The organism is Micromonospora sp. NBC_00617, assembly GCF_045161355.1.
Classification (GTDB): Bacteria; Actinomycetota; Actinomycetes; order Mycobacteriales; family Micromonosporaceae; genus Micromonospora.
The window spans coordinates 1283740-1299289 of the sequence record NZ_CP107751.1; the positions used below are offsets into that span (position 1 = coordinate 1283740).

A 15550-nucleotide genomic window follows, 5' to 3' on the forward strand; every position below is an offset into this window, starting at 1 on the left:
GAAGAGGTGCCGTGAGCGCGTGCAGTGACCCGGGTCTGCGAACCCCGCAATCGAGAACAGAGGAGATGCCGTGACCCAGACCGTGCTCCGCCCCGACCCCGCCGCGATCCGGCCCACCGAGTGGAGTTCGTGGCACCTGCACCTCGCCTCGGACGCCCGCTCCGTGCAGGACCGGGTGATCCAGGAGGTGATCCGGCCCGTGGCCGCCGAACTCGACGGTCGGCCCTGGTTCTTCATGCGTTTCTGGCAGGCCGGCACCCACCTGCGATTCCGGGTCGGCGACCTGGACTCCGCGGCGTACCACCGGGTGGAGGAGGCGTTACGCGACCGGCTGGCCGAGGCGGGCCGGCTGGCCGACGACGAGGAGCCCCTCGACGAGGCCGGCTACCGGGCCGGCGCGGTGACCTTCGCCGCCACCGAACGCGGCGCCGACCGGCAGGTGCTCGACCTGATGCCGCCGGGTGTGCACCGGGCCGTCTACGAGCCGGAGCACCTGCGCTACGGCGGTCGGTCGCTGATGCCCGCCACCGAGCGGCTGTTCCAGCTGTCCAGCGAACTCGTCGTCGCCGTGCTGCCCAGTCGGCCCTCCGAGGGGTTGCGCACCGGCCTGGGACTGCGCGGCACCATCGCCGCTGCGGCCGCCCTCGGCGGCCGGGAACGGCAGGCCGAGTTCTACCGCCGCAGCATGGACGCCTGGCGGGTGTGGGCCGGCAACTCCGGGACCACGCCCGAGCAGCTGGCCGCCCTCTGCGCCGTCGACCCCACCGGCCCGGTCCCCGACCCGGACGCGCACGGCCCGTTCCGCAGCTGGCACACCGCGATCGCGGAGCTGGCCGAGCAGATCACCGCCAGCGGCGACACGCCGCCCGCCCAGATCCTCTTCTCCCACGTCCACATGCTGCACAACCGGCTCGGCCGCAGCCTCTTCGAGGAGTTGCGCACCTACGCCTGGCTCGCCGCGGCGTACCCGGACGGAAACCCGTCATGAGCAGCCCGCGGGTGGCGGTCGTCGGCGCCGGCATCGGCGGGCTGGCCCTGGCCGCGGCCCTCGACGCGGCAGGCACTGCCTACGACGTCTTCGAGCGGGCCGACCGGCTCACCGAGGTCGGCGCCGGCGTCCAACTCTCCCCGAACGCGGTCCGGCCCCTGCACCGGCTCGGCCTGCGGCCCACGCTCGACGCCCGGGCCGTCCGACTCGCCGCGACGCAGATCCACGGCTGGTCCGGCCGGCCGGTGGCCCGCACCGAACTCGGCGCGGCCTGCGAGGTGCGCTTCGGCGCGCCGTACCTGGGGATGCACCGTGCCGACCTACGCGACGCACTGCACGCGCGGGTGGACCCCACCCGACTGCATCTGGGCCGACCACTGGTCAGGGTGGACCGTGACGGCGAAGAGGTGGTGCTCACCTTCGCCGACGGCCGCACCCACCGGGCCGACGTGGTGATCGGCGCGGACGGGCTGCGGTCGGCGGTCCGCGCGGCGCTCGTCCCGGACACGCCTGTCTTCTCCGGCCTGGGCGTGTTCCGTGGGCTGGTGCCGATGGACCGACTGCCGGCGGGCGCCCGTACGCCGGTGGCCCGGATGTGGCTCGGTCCGGGCCGGCACTTCGTCTGCTATCCGGTGAGCGGCGGCCGGGCGCTCGCCTTCGCCGCCATCGCCCCCCTGCGCCAGCCGCCAGTCGAATCGTGGTCGGCCACAGTGGATCCGGGTGAACTGGTCGCCGCCTTCGACGGCTGGCACGCCCCGGTCGCCGCCGTCACGCGAGCCGCCCGCGAGGTCCGGTACTGGGCGCTGTGGGACCGGGAACCGTTGACCGCCTGGTCCGTCGGGCGGGTCACACTGCTCGGCGACGCCGCCCACCCGATGCTGCCCTTTCTGGCCCAGGGCGCCAATCAGGCAGTCGAGGACGCCGTCGAGCTGGCCTCCTGCCTCAGCGGCGCCTCCCGCGCCGACGCCCCCGACCGGCTGCTGCGCTACCAGCGCCAGCGCATGCCCCGGGCCACCGCCGTGCAGAGCGCCTCTCGCGCGCAGGCTCGGCACATGCACCTCGCCGACGGCCCCGACCAGGCCACCCGTGACGTGGCGCTGCGCCAGGCCGCCGACCTGGACGCCCGTGCCTGGCTGTACGGGTACGAGCCGGGCGGGGTGGCGGCATGACACGGATCGCGATCGTGGGCGGTGGGGTGGCCGGACTGGCAGTCGCCGCGCTGCTGCGCCACCACGGAATCGAGTACCGCATCTACGAGCAGTCGGCCCGGTTCGCCGCAGTCGGCGCCGGCATCCAGCTCTCCCCGAACGGGGTGCGGATCCTGCACCGCCTCGGTGTGGGCCCGACGCTGCGCGAGCACGGCGTGGCCGCCGAATCGATCGAGATCCGACGCTGGGATGACGGCCGACTCCTCAGCGCCGTCCCACACGGCGACGCGTGCGTGACCGACTTCGGCGCCCCGTACGTGCTCATCCACCGTGCCGACCTGCAGCGCGGCCTGGTCGGGCTCCTGCCGGCCGCCGACCTCGGGCTCGGCCGGCGCGTCGTGCGCGTCAGCGAGGACGAGACGCAGGCCACGCTGCACCTCGCCGACGGCACCAGTGACACCGCCGACCTGGTCATCGGGGCCGACGGTGTGCACTCCGTGGTGCGTCCCGCGCTTGTCGACGACAGTCCGCGCTACTCCGGCTACGCCGTCTGGCGCGGCCTGCTTCCGGTGGACGAGGTGCCCGCGCTGGGCCGCGTACCCCGGGTGCTCTTCTGGTTCGGGCCCGACGCCCACGTCACGTACTACCCGATCGCCGCCCGACGTACGGTGCACGTCAGCGCGGTCTGCGCGCGGAGCGCCGAGACCGGTGACGTGGCCGTCGAGGAGTTGACCGCCGCACTGGGCGGCTGGCATCCCGAGGTGCGCCGGGTCATCGGCGCGGCCCGCGGGGTCAGCCGCTGGGGCCTGTACGACCGGGACATCACCGGGCCGTGGCACAGCCGCAGGCTGGTGCTGCTCGGCGACGCCGCGCACCCGACCCTGCCGTACCTGTCGCAGGGCGCCAACCAGGCGCTGGAGGACGCCCTGCTCGTCGCCGACCTGCTCGCTGCGGACCCGGTCACCGCCCTCGACCGGTACGAGCGGGCGCGCCGCCCCCGGGTGGCGGAGGTGCACCGGCAGGCCCGGCACCGGGCCGCTCTCTTCCACCTGCCCGACGGGCCGGCGCAGCGCGCCCGCGACGAGGAACTTGCCCGGCAGGTCGACCTGAGTCACCTCCGATGGCTCTACGGCCACGACCCCGACGCCGAGCAGGCCGGGGCCACCCTCGATGACCTGGCTGGCTGCCGCGGAAGCAGCGGAGTGGGGTGTCCGCGACCCGGACGCTGACCTCGTGCGACGGATCACCGACGGTGGCGGGCCATCCACTGCCAGATGTGGGTGCCGTCGCGGCTCGGGTCGTTGCGGGCCACGTAGATCCAGGACCAGTGCCCGGGGAACTGGTAGCCGTTCCAGACGACGTGGTCGTACAGGGTGATCAGTGATCCTTCGATGAGGTCGTGGGCGTGGATCGTGTTGGTCTCGGGTGGCACGGTGTCGTCGTCGCGCGAGGCGACCAGCCAGGTCGGGGTGTGGATCCTCGACAGCTCCGCGTCGGTGATCAGCGGCGGGCCCTCCCCGCTGAGCGGCTCGACGACCCCGCAGATCGGCACCGACGCGGCGAACAGGTCGGGATAGGCGACTGTCATCTCCAGGGACATGTAGCCGCCGTTGCTGCACCCGACCACGTAGATCCGGTCGGGGTCGATCCGCTTGCGGCGTACGAGGTCCTGGACGATCTCGCGGATCAGCGGGGCGAACCGGGGGCCGTCCTCCATCCAGTAGGAGGTGCTCTGCGGAGCGACGACGTACGCGCCGGAGAAGATCCGTTGAGCCTCCGGTGTCGCGAAGCCCAGCGCGCCGCGGTTGGCGCGCAGCGTGGTCTCGTTGTCGTAGTAGTCGTCGGGCAGTGAGGCGCCCTCGCCGCCGCCGTGCAGCCAGAGGATCAGTGGCTGCCGACCGTGGCGGGGCGATCGCTTGGGGGAGTACAACCGGTACTTCAGCCCCGAGCCCGAGACGTGGTGGCTGAAGGCGTCCACCTCGGGGTTCGACAGTCGACCCTGCACGAAGCGCGTGATGGTGACCGGCGGGCCGTGTCGCCGGACGAGCGGGTTGTTCTGCGTGATGGTGTAGACGAGGTCCAGCCGGACGTTGCGGCCCCTGCTCACGATGTAGCCGAGGGTGCCACCGCCGAGTTGACCTTCGGCGGTGCTGAGCTCCAGCACGATGTTCCCGTGCCGGTCGAGCCGGGCCGCTGTCACCGTGCGGTCCAGGTCGTACTCGCTGAAGATCAGATCGCCGGGAGCGATCGGGATCGGGCTGGTGGCCTTGGCATGCACGGTGAACGTGCCGGGGGTGAGGCCGGCGGGGTCGATCGGGCCGAGCCGGCTGGTGTCGAGGGTGACCGAGGTGACCTGCTCACCGCCGTCGAGCGTTCTCGCGTCGAGGGTGAAGCTCACGCTGGTGCTGTGGCGGCCACCGGCGTGGGCGACGGCGCCGGGCAGCGCCAGGCCGATGGCGGCGCCGGCGCCACCTGCCAGGACGCTGCGGCGAGTGACAGACGTGGACATGCGGCCCCCGTACCTGAGGTGTAGACGATCGTCGATGACATCTCAACGTAACGCCGTGGAGATCCGCTGGCAACCGGTGCCACTGCGGGTGATCAGGGAGCCCGAGGTCGTCGGAGTTGGGGCGGGAGGGACCGCGCGCCGGGAGTGAAAGGCGGTGAAACGTCGGCATTGGCGCGTGGTGAACGACGGCTATCCGGAACGGGCCTCCTGCGTCGATCATTGCCCGGAGATAGACATGAGTCACTCTCACCTCCTGGTGTAACGCCCGGGCGCGGAGGGCGAGACGTCGGCACCGGAAGCCGGGCGTACCGAACGGCCCGACTCCGCGTCCCCGGAGGATCGCCATGCCTCGTCCCGCTCTCCGTAACCGGCTCGCGGCGTTCACCGCCGCCGCCCTGACCGCGAGCGTCCTGACGGTGACACCGCCCGCACCGGCGTTCGCCGCCAGCACGTTCGCCGCCAACGACTACTGCCTCGGCCAGTGCGCCGACATCCTGCCCCCCGGGCAGAACGGCAACGCCACACTGGTCGCCATCCTGGCGCACCAGGCGCTCGGCACCCGCCCGGCGCACTCCAGCGACCAGCTCGACGAGTACGCGAACCTGGTCTACAACTACGCCGGGCTGACCGACGAGCAGATCGCCCACTTCTACAACGACGCCTCGTTCGGCGTCCCGGCCGCACAGGTGGAGAGCACCGTCTCGCCGCGCGCGGACGTCACCATCGTGCGGGACAAGGCCACCGGCGTCCCGCACGTCACCGGCACCACCCGCGCCGGCACGATGTTCGGCGCCGGGTACGCCGGGGCCCAGGACCGGCTCTGGGTGATGGACCTGCTGCGCCACGCCGGTCGCGGCACGCTCACCTCGTTCGCCGGCGGCGCTCCCGGCAACCGGGAACTGGAGCAGAGCATCTGGGCCACCTCGCCCTACTCCGAGGCGGACCTCCAGGCCCAGGTGGACGCGCTGCGCACCAAGGGCGCCCGGGGTCAGCAGCTCTACACCGACGTGGGCGACTACATCGCCGGCATCAACGCCTACGTCGACAGGTCGATCGCCGACGACAACTACCCCGGGGAGTACGTGCTCGCGGGCGCCGGCAAGCCGACGCACTTCACCATGACCGACCTGATCGCCACCGCCGGTGTGGTCGGCGGGCTCTTCGGCGGGGGAGGGGGCAGCGAGATCCAGTCCGCGCTGGTCCGGGTGGCCGCCCGGGCCAAGTACGGCACCACCGAGGGGGACCGGGTGTGGACGGCGTTCCGGTCGCAGAACGACCCGGAGACCGTACTCACCCTGCACGACGGGCAGAGCTTCCCGTACGGGGCGACGCCGCCGGGCGCGACCAGCGCGGTGCTCCCGGACGCCGGCACGGTGGTCGCCGAGCCCCTCGCCTACGGCGCCAGCGGCGGGGCCGCCGCGCGCACCGGCGTCAGCACCGCCACCCAGGGGCTGCTCGGCGGCGTGTCCAACCTGCGCGCGCACGGCATGTCCAACGCGGTAGTGGTCTCCGGGCGGCACACCACCACCGGCAACCCGGTCGCCGTGTTCGGGCCGCAGACCGGCTACTTCGCGCCGCAGTTGCTGATGCTCCAGGAGCTGCAGGGGCCGGGAATCAGCGCGCGCGGCGCCGCGTTCGCCGGGCTCAACCTCTACGTGCTGCTCGGCCGGGGCCAGGACTACGCGTGGAGCGCGACCTCCGCCGCGCAGGACCTCACCGACACGTACGCGGTGCCGCTGTGCACCATCGACGGGAGCGCCCCGACGCTGCGCACCAACCGCTACCTCTACCACGGGCAGTGCCTCGCCATGGAGGCGCTGGAGCAGCGCAACTCCTGGTCGCCGACGCTCGCCGACTCCACCCCGGCCGGGTCGTACACGCTGCGCGCGCTGCGCACCAGGTACGGGCTGGTCGCGTACCGAGGGCTGGTCGACGGGCAGCCGACCGCGTTCACCAAGCTGCGGTCCACCTACCGACACGAGGCCGACTCGGCGATCGGCTTCCAGGCCTACAACGACCCGTCGGCGATGGGCAGCGCGGCGGCGTTCCAGGCGTCCGCCGCCAGCGTCGGGTACGCGTTCAACTGGTTCTACGTCAACTCGACCGAGGCGGCGTACTTCAACTCCGGCTCGAACCCGGTCCGTCCGGCCACCGCCGATCCGAACCTGCCGGCCAAGGCCGAACCGGCGTACGAGTGGGCCGGCTGGAACCCGGACACCAACGACGCCACCTACACCCCGGCGTCGGCCCACCCGCAGTCGGTCAACCAGGACTACTACGTGAGCTGGAACAACAAGCAGGCGCGGGACTTCGGAGCCGCGGACGGCAACTTCAGTTTCGGCTCCGTACACCGGGCTCAGCTGCTCGACGGTCCGGTGCGTGCCGCGATCGCCCAGCGCAAGCTCGGCCGCGCCGACGTCGTCAAGATCATGGCGGATGCGGCGGTGACCGACCTGCGCGGCCAGCAGGTTCTCGGCGACCTGCTGCGGGTGCTGGACAGCACGCCCGTCACGGACCCGGCGCTGGCCGACGCGGTGGGCAAGCTGCGCGCCTGGCAGCAGGCCGGGGTCCGCCGGGTGGAGACGTCCCCCGGCTCCAAGGTCTACCAGCACGCCGACGCCATCCGGATCTTCGACGCCTGGTGGCCGCTGTTGGCCTCGGCGCAGTTCCGCCCCGGCCTCGGTCCGGACCTCTACGCCGCGCTTGTCGACGCCATCGAGGTGAACGAGGCGCCGTCGGGCGGCCAGAACGGCGCTCGCGACGGCACGGCGAGCTGGGCGTCGCAGGGGCAGGCGCACAAGGGCTCGTCGTTCCAGTACGGCTGGTGGGGCTACGTCGACAAGGACCTGCGCACCGTCCTTGGCGAGCCGGTGGCCGGTGGGCTGGGCCGCGGGTACTGCGGCAACGGCAACCTCGGCAGGTGCCGCCAGGCCCTGCTCGACACGCTCGGCCAGGCCGCCGCGGTGCCGGCCACCACGGTCTACCCCGGAGACAAGTCCTGTGGAGCCGGCGACCAGTGGTGCGCCGACTCGATCGCCCAGTCCGGGCTCGGCGGCATCACCCACCCCCTGATCGCCTGGCAGAACCGCCCCACCTACCAGCAGGTCGTCTCGTTCCCGGCACGTCGGGGCGACGACGTCGCGAACCTGGCGCAGGGTCGTCCGACCGCCGCGTCGAGTACCCAGTTCCTGACCAGCTACACCCCGGACAAGGCGGTCGACGGCAGCCTCGGCAGCCGGTGGGCCAGCAGTTACAACGACAACCAGTGGCTGCGAATCGACCTCGGCGCGGCCCGCACGGTCAGCCGGGCGGTGCTGCGGTGGGAGTCCGCGTACGCCACCTCGTACCGGATCGAGGTCTCCGGCGACGGCAGCTCCTGGACGCCGGTGTTCGCCACCACCACCGGCAACGGTGGCGTCGACAACGCCACCTTCGCCCCGGTCACCGCCCGCTATGTCCGGGTGTACGGGGTCAAGCGGGCCACCTCGTACGGCTTCTCGCTCTACGAATTCGAGCTGTACGGACGGTGATCTCACCCGGGAGGGGCCGGCGGGGTAGCACTCGGCCGGCCCCTCCCGGGTGTGTGCAGCACCATGGCCGAAGCCCGGTGTGACCTGGACAAACCTTGCAGTGGTGACGAAGATGCCGTTCCCGCCGAGGTTCGTGAGGAACAACCGGGGTAACCACGGCAATGTCCTCCGACCGAAAGGGCCGGCCGGCCCACGACGTTCTCGGTGTGCAGGCCCAGGAGATCGCGGGACGAGCCCGTCGCCAGGGCGGTGAGGTTGGCAGGTCCCGGGTACGCCAACTCGAAATCATGCTCCTTCTCGCCGTCCAGTCCGGACTCGCCGCCGCGCTGTCCTGGGTGATCGCACACGAGTTGCTGCACAGGTCGGCGCCGGTCTTCGCGCCCAGCGCGGCGGTCGGAACGATCGTCGCCGCCCTCGGGCAACGCGCCCGGCGAACGTTCGAACTCATGGTCGGCGTCGGGCTGGGCCTGCTGACCAGTGACCTTCTGATCCTCGCCATCGGGTTCGGGCCCTGGCAGATCGGCCTGGTGGTCACGCTCGCCATCATCGTGGCGCTGCTGCTGACCGGACGCAGTGGCGCGCTGGTCGCGCATGCCGGCGGTACCGCGGTACTGATCGCCACGCTGTCGCCGACCACGCGGGACCTTGAGATGCCCCGGATCCTCGACGCTGTCGTGGGTGGCGTCGTGGGACTGGCGGTGGTGGGGTTGCTGCTGCCGGTCAACCCGATGCGCGTCCTCGACCACACCGCCGCGCCAGTGACAGAAACGCTCTCCGCACAACTGCGGCAGGTCGCACAGGCACTGCGACAACGCGACCCGAACCTCGCGAGACACGCACTCGACCGGCTCCGGGGCGTGGGGCCCGACCTTGATCGGCTGCACGAAGCGCTGTCCGGCGCCGACGAGGTGGTGATCCTCGCGCCGGCACGGTGGCGGCGCCGGCACGATGTGGAGCGCTACAAGCGCGGTATGCAGCACTTCGAGCGGGTGGCGATCGAGTCCCAGGAACTGGCCCGTTGGGCCACCACGAGCCTGGAATACGACGAACCGGTGCCCAAGCAGCTCGCGACCGCCGTGGAGCGGCTCGCCGACGGGCTCCGGTTGCTTCGTCAGGACGTCCGCAAGGGTAAGGCCCCGGAGCAGACACAGCAGGCGGCCCTGGACATCGGGCGCCTGGCCGGACAAGCCGACGCAGAGGGCCTGCGGCCCTACAGTGCCGCCATGGTGACCCAGCTGCGCACGGCGGCGAGCGACCTGCTCCGGGCGAGCGGGTACGAGCCGGAGCGGGCCAACAGCCTGGTACGCGGGGCGGCCCAGGAGGGCTTCGGCCAGGCCGGCGCCAACCCGGCCTGACGCGACTGCGGTGACGACGCACGGGTCGGCTCACCGACCGGCCGCACGAGGAACGACTTGATGTGTTCCAGCGCCGCCGCTGGATACAGGGAGGTATCTGATGAAGGCGATTGTGGTGACGGACGAGGCTGCGGGAACAGCCGGGATGACGCTGGTGGAGCGGCCTGAGCCGGAACCGGCCCTCAACGACGTCGTCGTTCGGGTTCATGCGTCGGGGTTCGTCCCGACCGAGACGGCGTGGCCCTCGACCTGGACCGATCGCCTCGGACGTGACCGGACGCCGTCGATACCCGGGCACGAGCTGGCCGGAGTGGTCACCGCTCTCGGGCATGGCACGGCGGGACTGACGGTGGGACAGCGGGTGTTCGGCCTCATGGACTGGACCCGGGACGGCACCCTGGCGGAGTACGTGGCCGTCGAGGCACGCAACCTCGCGCCGCTACCCGGCGACGTCGACTTCACGGTCGGCGCGAGCCTGCCGATCTCTGGCCTGACCGCCTGGCAGGGACTGTTCGAGCACGGCCGCCTTCAGACCGGGCAGAGCGTCCTCGTGCATGGCGCGGCCGGCGCAGTCGGTTCGATGGTGACGCAGCTCGCACGTGAGTTCGGCGCCTACGTCATCGGCACCGGGCGGGCTGCCGACCGTCAAAAGGCGCTCGACTTCGGCGTGCAGGAGTTCGTCGACCTCGAGAACGACGTCCTCGAAGCCGTCGGTGGAATCGATCTGGTTTTCGACGTCATCGGCGGCGTCATCGGGAAGCGGTCGGCAGGCCTGATTCGAGCAGGAGGAATCCTGGTCTCCGTCGTCGGGCCGCCCGAGGTACGGCCCGCGGACGGCCTGGCGATCGACTTCGTCGTGACGCCTGACCGCGCCCAACTGGGGGAGATCGTCCGGCGGATACGGGACGGGCGACTGCGGACGAACATCGGCAACGTCGCGGACCTCGATGACGCCGTCGCCGCTCTCAATCCGACCGAACGGATCACCGGGAAGACGGTCATCCGCGCTCGCTCGTAAGGGTTCGGGGGACAGCGGCCGAGCGGGCGACGGCACCGCACGCCTGCGGCGACTACGACGCCGCCTCGCGGGTTTGAGCCCGGTGCCGCGACGGACGAACCTGGCGAAGAGTCGTGTCCTACCGGATCGAGGCACGGCCAACCGCCCCCATTTTCACAGCCGCCGCCGGGGGGGCCAGTGTGGATGTCCTCGCCTCCCACCGTGCGGGTGAAGAGCCGCGCACCTGCTGCCGGGACGCTGGTGGCGGCGAGTCCGGCGGCAACGGCGATGAGGCGCCCGCGTATGAGGGCTCCTTGCGGGGGTGTGGGCGGACGGGTCACGGCAGGGTCCAGTTCTGCGCGGCGGTGCCGGTGCACTCGTAGATCTGCAACTGCCGCCCGTTGGTCGGGGTGGACGCGGGGATGTCGAGGCACCGGTTGGCCTGGGGATTACGCCAGAGCGCATCGAGCGTCTTCGAGGGTCAGTCCCGGGAAGGGAGGTTTGAAAGTTCGTCGACGGGGCCCTCGATCGAGGGTCCGGGAAACGCGGTCAACATGGCCGATGCCGACTCGGCATCCCGGCCGGAATCCGAGCGAAGGCGCGCTACCGCTCAAGATGGAGCTGGTCGGCGATACGGTCCACCGCCTGCTTCGCCTCGACCAGGCTCGTGCCGGTCTGCTTGCGGTAGGCGCGAACCGCCTCGATCGTGCGGCCGCTCTCCAGGTGCCGGAGCACTTCCGGTTCCACGGGCGCGGCGATGCCCAGGTGATCCATCACCAGGTCGAGCTTGCGCTCCAACGCCGCGAGCTGGGCCGCCGAGCTGCGTCTGTCCTGGGACCAGCCTCCGATCGCAGCCGCGACCGCCCCGATCGTGGCGATGACGAGCAGTGTTGCTTCCCACGGATCCATCAGCACATCTAATCAGCGGTGCGCCGCGGAGGCAGGCTCGGTGTGGTGACCGCCCGGTCAGGTCGCGGACCGGCCGTCACCGTCCGGGTTCGCGGAGGGCCGCGGGTAGCCGAGCTCGTACGAGATCTGGCTGGCGGTCTCCAGGAGGAGCGGGAGGTTGCGCTTCAGCTGGTCGAGGCTCGCGATGACCTCGATCGCCGTGATCGAAGCGGCGGCGATGACCTGACCTCGCGAGTCCCTGATCGGTGCGGCCACGCACATCACGTAGGCGTCGTGCTCGCCGTTGTCCGCGGCCCAGCCGCACTCCCGGACGCGGGCGAGTTCGGCTTCGAGGGCGTCGTGATCGGTGAAGGTGGTCGCGGTGAATCTCTCGAACAGGACGTGGGAGAGGAGACGGTCGCGTTCCTCCCGCGGTAGGTAGGCCAGGATCGTCTTGCCCACCGCGCTCGCATAGATGGACACCGCGCGCCCGATCCGCGAGGGCAGCTTGACGGCGTCGAACGCGGGACTGTCCACCTTGTCGATATAGATGATCTCGTCACCGGTCAGCTGTGCCAGGTGGACGGTGTGGCCGGTCTCGCGTTGCAGCGCCCGGAGGTGCGCGGCGGCGGGCTGGCGCAGGTCCATCGAGCCCAGCGCGAGCTCGGACAGCTCGATGAGTCCACTGCCGAGCACGTAGGTGCCCGCTCCGGTCCGGCGGACGAAGCGCGCCGATTCCAGTGTCTGCAGGATCCGCAGGGCCGTGGACTTGTGGACGCCGAGCACGTCCGCAGCCTCGGTGAGGGACAGCGGGTGCTCGGCCGTTCGACGGATGAGGTCGATCGCGCGGCGAATCGATTGCGCCAAGGCTCTGTCTCCCCTCGGGGCGACGGTACGACACCGTCGCTGCCATTGCATCATGTGCAATGTAGTTGACGTGATGCGCAACCGCCACTTGACACCGTTGCACATGTCGCTACGATCGTTGCAATTTCCTCAGCTCGACGCCGATTCGTAACACTGGAGTAACGATGGGTAAGCAGCGCGCTCGTTTCGGCCTCGCCAGGGCGGCATGTGCCCTCGGTCTGGCCGCCACTTTCTTGACCGGTTGCGGCTCCGACGGCGGTTCCGGCGACGGGGTCACCAAACTGACCTTCGCCGCCTCGACCTTCGGCGACCCCGGCCGCGGGCCCCAGTTGACGAAGTGGCTCGACGAGTTCAATCAGAGCCAGACCAAGATCCAGGTCTCGGCCGCCGCGGTGCCGTACCCGACCTTCGGACAGACCGTGCTCACGCAGATGGGCAGCGGCAAGGGCCCCGACCTGGTCCGCTTCGACATGCCCGAGTTCGAGGCCGCCTCGGACGCCGGCCTCGTCGCGCCGCTGGACAAGCTCGTCGACGCCAGCAAGTACGACCTGCTCAAGCAGCCGGACCAGTTCATGGTCCACGACGGGGTCCGGCACGGCGTCATCTTCGAGGCGTCCAACTACGCGATGTTCTACAACGCGGACCTCATCCCGACGCCGCCGACCACCTACGAGCAGTTCGCCTCCACGGCGAAGTCGCTGACCAAGGGTGATGTCTTCGGCTTGGCGTTCCGCCAGACGGAGGCCGAGGAGGCCGGCGTCTGGCAGGACATCTTCAACTACGTCTACGGCTTCGGCGGCGCGTGGTCCGACGGCAAGAACCTGACGATCAACTCGCCCGAGAACCTCAAGGGCCTGCAGGCGTTCAAGGACCTGTACGACGCGAACGTGATCCCGCGCGGGGCGGACGCGGCGACGTTCCGGCGGATGTTCGCCGAGGGCAAGGTCGGGATGGAGCTCAACAACGGCGGGTACGTGACCGCCACCCGCGGCCAGAATGCGAAGCTGAACTTCAACGTCGCGCCGATCCCGTTCCCGGTCCGTAAGCAGGGCGCGCTCCTCGCGCCGATCGTGATCAACGAGGCGAGCGAGGGCAAGGACGAGGCGGCCACCTTCATCAAGTGGGCGCTGGAGCCGCAGAACCAGGTCAAGCTCCAGGAGATCCTCGGCGCGAGCAGCGTCGCCACCACCACGCAGCGCAGCGCGGAGACGCTCAAGACCACCCCGTTCCTTCCCGTCTTCGATGGGCTCACCGAGAGCGGCCTGCCGCAGATCGTCCTGGGGTTCGAGGCCAAGACGCCGGACATCCGCAAGGTGGTCGTGCAGAACGTGGTCGCGGCACTGCAGGGCAAGGCCGACCTCAAGTCGGCGCTGGATCGCGCCCAGCAGCAGGCGACCGAACTGGTCCGCTGACAGCTCGACGCGGCGACGCTGCCGGCGCGACAGTTCCTGCGCCGGCAGCGTCCTTCCTCAGGAGGATCGAACCCGATGACTGTGGTCGAGCAGACCGGAACGCCGAAGACAACACCCCCAGGCCGGGCCGGGCGTCGGCCCAGCCCGCTGGGCAGCAAGTGGACGCCGTACCTGTTCCTGGCGCCCGCCGCCCTGTTCATCCTCGTCTTCCAGGCGGTACCCCTCGTTCAGGAGGTGTACCTCAGCTTCACCAGGACGAGGCTGCTCAACCCCACTCGCAGTGAATGGGTCGGGCTCGACAACTTCAACCGCGTCTTCGGTGACCCGGACTTCCACCGCACCCTGCTGATCACCGTCGTCTACGTGATCACCTGCGTCGTCGTCGCCATCGGCGCCGGGCTCGTCGTCGCGCTCCTGCTCAACGGGAAATTCCGGGGCCGTGGTGTGGCGCGTGCGCTCGTGACCGTCCCCTGGGCCGCCCCGGGAATCGCGGTCGCGCTCGTCGCCACCTGGATGCTCAACGCGCAGTACGGCATCGTGAACCGCTTCCTCGACGCGGTCGGGCTCGGGGTGCCCGGCGGCGCCATCCTGGACAGCCCGCGGTACGCGCTCCCGGCGGTGCTCGCGACGACGATCTGGCAGCTGTTCCCGTTCACCTCCGTGGTGCTGCTCTCCGCGTTGCAGTCCGTCCCGCAGGAGCTCAACGAGGCCGCGACCGTGGACGGCGCGGGACGGTGGGCCACCTTCCGCGCCGTCACCTGGCAGGTCATCAAGCCGACCGTGGGTCTGCTGGCGCTGCTGATGACGATCTGGTCGCTGCGGCGGTTCGAGCTGATCTGGTTGATGACCAAGGGTGGGCCGGTCGGCTCCACCGAGACGCTGGTCATCGACCTCTACTCGCAGGCCTTCGACTCGAAGGAACTCGGATCGGCGGCGGCCATCGGAATGGTCGGCGTCGTCATCTCGCTCATCGTCATCATCGGCAGTCGCCTGGTCGCCCGTGCCGTGGAGAAGGGGGACGTCCGATGAGGCGCTTCCGTTTCGGTGTCACCGCGCGGGTCGTCGCCGTGCTCGCCGTGCTGGGTGTCGCGGTGTTCCCGCTGTACTGGATGTTCGTCACGGCGCTGTCCAGCAACAGTGACCTCTTCGCCGATCGGCCCCGGCTCATGCCCGACTTCGGCCAGTTCGGGGTCTTCGTGGACGCGTTGGCCGAGGGCAAGGCGGCCGGGTGGCTGCTGAACAGCCTGATCATCGCCGTGGGCACGATGGTTCTCTCCGTCGGCCTGGGCATCCCGCTCGGCTACGCGCTGTCCCGGTTCTCGTTCGGGGGCAAGGCGGTGCTGACCGTCGTGCTGCTGTTCACGCAGATGCTTCCCGAGGCGCTCATGGTCGTCCCGCTGTTCGCGCTGTTCCGCCGCTTCGACCTGCTCGACTCGCTGACCGGCCTCATCCTCGTGAACTCCGCCTTCGTCCTGCCGATCGTCGCCCTGATCCTCAAGGGCGCCATCGACGGCATCCCGAAGGAGCTGGAGGAAGCCGCGCGTGCCGACGGCGCCCGGCCCTTCACCACCCTGACCCGCATCAACGTGCCGCTCATCGCGCCGTCGATCGCGGCCACCGCGGTCATCGCCTTCTTCCACGCCTGGAACGAGTACGTGTTCGCGGTGACGTTCATCTTCAACCCCGACCTGCAGCCCGCCTCCGTCGGCATCGCGGGCTTCATCGGCGAACTGGGCACACCGATCCAGACGGTGATGGCCGTCGCCTTCCTGTTCACGTTGCCTGCCGTCGCCTTCTACCTGTTGGTGCAGAAGTACGTGGTCTCCGGCATGACCGCCGGCGCGGTGAAGGGTTGA

Annotated in this window: 12 protein-coding genes and 1 pseudogene; 9 read left to right on the forward strand and 4 right to left on the reverse strand. The window is 70.7% G+C overall.

The genetic code is table 11. From position 1 onward, the window contains the following. Positions 1-70: 70 nt before the first annotated feature. The 3 genes from OG505_RS05815 to OG505_RS05825 are packed head-to-tail and all read left to right on the forward strand — an operon-like array spanning position 71 to position 3365. Positions 71-988, forward strand: coding sequence for a thiopeptide-type bacteriocin biosynthesis protein (locus OG505_RS05815; RefSeq protein ID WP_405431543.1), 918 nt, complete (start codon positions 71-73; stop codon positions 986-988). Next, on the forward strand, positions 985-2157 hold the full coding sequence (locus OG505_RS05820) for an FAD-dependent monooxygenase (protein ID WP_405431545.1): 1173 nt from the start codon (positions 985-987) through the stop codon (positions 2155-2157). The genes OG505_RS05815 and OG505_RS05820 overlap by 4 nt, the downstream gene beginning before the upstream one ends. Further along, positions 2154-3365 (forward strand): FAD-dependent monooxygenase, encoded by a 1212-nt coding sequence (locus OG505_RS05825; protein ID WP_405431546.1) that lies wholly within the window; start codon positions 2154-2156, stop codon positions 3363-3365. The genes OG505_RS05820 and OG505_RS05825 overlap by 4 nt, the downstream gene beginning before the upstream one ends. Before the next feature lie 14 nt (positions 3366-3379). Here the strand turns inward: OG505_RS05825 and OG505_RS05830 are convergent, their stop codons facing one another. Further along, positions 3380-4645 carry a prolyl oligopeptidase family serine peptidase gene (locus tag OG505_RS05830; protein ID WP_405431548.1) on the reverse strand — a complete coding sequence of 422 codons (1266 nt, stop codon included), beginning with the start codon at positions 4643-4645 and terminating at the stop codon, positions 3380-3382. A 344-nt stretch (positions 4646-4989) separates the two neighbouring features. Between OG505_RS05830 and OG505_RS05835 the strand changes: the two genes are divergently transcribed. The 3 genes from OG505_RS05835 (at position 4990) to OG505_RS05845 (ending at position 10548) form a co-directional block, all read left to right on the forward strand. Then, positions 4990-8175, forward strand: a complete 3186-nt coding sequence (locus OG505_RS05835; RefSeq protein ID WP_405431549.1) for a penicillin acylase family protein — start codon at positions 4990-4992, stop codon at positions 8173-8175. A gap of 161 nt (positions 8176-8336) precedes the next feature. Beyond that, a complete protein-coding gene (locus OG505_RS05840) occupies positions 8337-9530 on the forward strand; it encodes an FUSC family protein (RefSeq protein WP_405431551.1) in 1194 nt (397 codons plus the stop codon). Between the two features lie 100 nt (positions 9531-9630). After that, a complete protein-coding gene (locus tag OG505_RS05845) occupies positions 9631-10548 on the forward strand; it encodes an NADP-dependent oxidoreductase (RefSeq protein WP_405431553.1) in 918 nt (305 codons plus the stop codon). Between the two features lie 316 nt (positions 10549-10864). Here the strand turns inward: OG505_RS05845 and OG505_RS05850 are convergent. The 3 genes and pseudogenes from OG505_RS05850 to OG505_RS05860 form a co-directional block, all read right to left on the reverse strand. Further along, positions 10865-10969 (reverse strand): annotated as a pseudogene (locus OG505_RS05850) (RICIN domain-containing protein); the annotation flags it as partial. Between the two features lie 161 nt (positions 10970-11130). Further along, complete coding sequence (locus OG505_RS05855; protein ID WP_405431555.1) at positions 11131-11436, reverse strand: hypothetical protein; 306 nt, start codon at positions 11434-11436, stop codon at positions 11131-11133. A 57-nt stretch (positions 11437-11493) separates the two neighbouring features. Then, entirely contained in the window at positions 11494-12282 is a 789-nt protein-coding gene (locus tag OG505_RS05860) for an IclR family transcriptional regulator (RefSeq protein ID WP_405431557.1), read from the reverse strand. A 164-nt stretch (positions 12283-12446) separates the two neighbouring features. On the opposite strand from OG505_RS05860, the gene OG505_RS05865 reads away from it, so the two are divergent. The 3 genes from OG505_RS05865 (at position 12447) to OG505_RS05875 (ending at position 15550) form a co-directional block, all read left to right on the forward strand. After that, positions 12447-13694, forward strand: coding sequence for an ABC transporter substrate-binding protein (locus OG505_RS05865; RefSeq protein WP_405431559.1), 1248 nt, complete (start codon positions 12447-12449; stop codon positions 13692-13694). A gap of 75 nt (positions 13695-13769) precedes the next feature. After that, on the forward strand, positions 13770-14723 hold the full coding sequence (locus tag OG505_RS05870; protein ID WP_405431560.1) for a carbohydrate ABC transporter permease: 954 nt from the start codon (positions 13770-13772) through the stop codon (positions 14721-14723). Then, positions 14720-15550, forward strand: a complete 831-nt coding sequence (locus OG505_RS05875) for a carbohydrate ABC transporter permease (RefSeq protein ID WP_405431562.1) — start codon at positions 14720-14722, stop codon at positions 15548-15550. The genes OG505_RS05870 and OG505_RS05875 overlap by 4 nt, the downstream gene beginning before the upstream one ends.

Coding starts and splice junctions, on each gene's coding strand:
- OG505_RS05820 (WP_405431545.1), top strand. CDS start 985: ATGAGCAGCCCGCGGGTGGCGGTCGTCGGCGCCGGCATCGGCGGGCTG.
- OG505_RS05825 (WP_405431546.1), top strand. CDS start 2,154: ATGACACGGATCGCGATCGTGGGCGGTGGGGTGGCCGGACTGGCAGTC.
- OG505_RS05830 (WP_405431548.1), bottom strand. CDS start 4,645: ATGTCCACGTCTGTCACTCGCCGCAGCGTCCTGGCAGGTGGCGCCGGC.
- OG505_RS05835 (WP_405431549.1), top strand. CDS start 4,990: ATGCCTCGTCCCGCTCTCCGTAACCGGCTCGCGGCGTTCACCGCCGCC.
- OG505_RS05840 (WP_405431551.1), top strand. CDS start 8,337: ATGTCCTCCGACCGAAAGGGCCGGCCGGCCCACGACGTTCTCGGTGTG.
- OG505_RS05845 (WP_405431553.1), top strand. CDS start 9,631: ATGAAGGCGATTGTGGTGACGGACGAGGCTGCGGGAACAGCCGGGATG.
- OG505_RS05855 (WP_405431555.1), bottom strand. CDS start 11,436: ATGGATCCGTGGGAAGCAACACTGCTCGTCATCGCCACGATCGGGGCG.
- OG505_RS05865 (WP_405431559.1), top strand. CDS start 12,447: ATGGGTAAGCAGCGCGCTCGTTTCGGCCTCGCCAGGGCGGCATGTGCC.
- OG505_RS05870 (WP_405431560.1), top strand. CDS start 13,770: ATGACTGTGGTCGAGCAGACCGGAACGCCGAAGACAACACCCCCAGGC.
- OG505_RS05875 (WP_405431562.1), top strand. CDS start 14,720: ATGAGGCGCTTCCGTTTCGGTGTCACCGCGCGGGTCGTCGCCGTGCTC.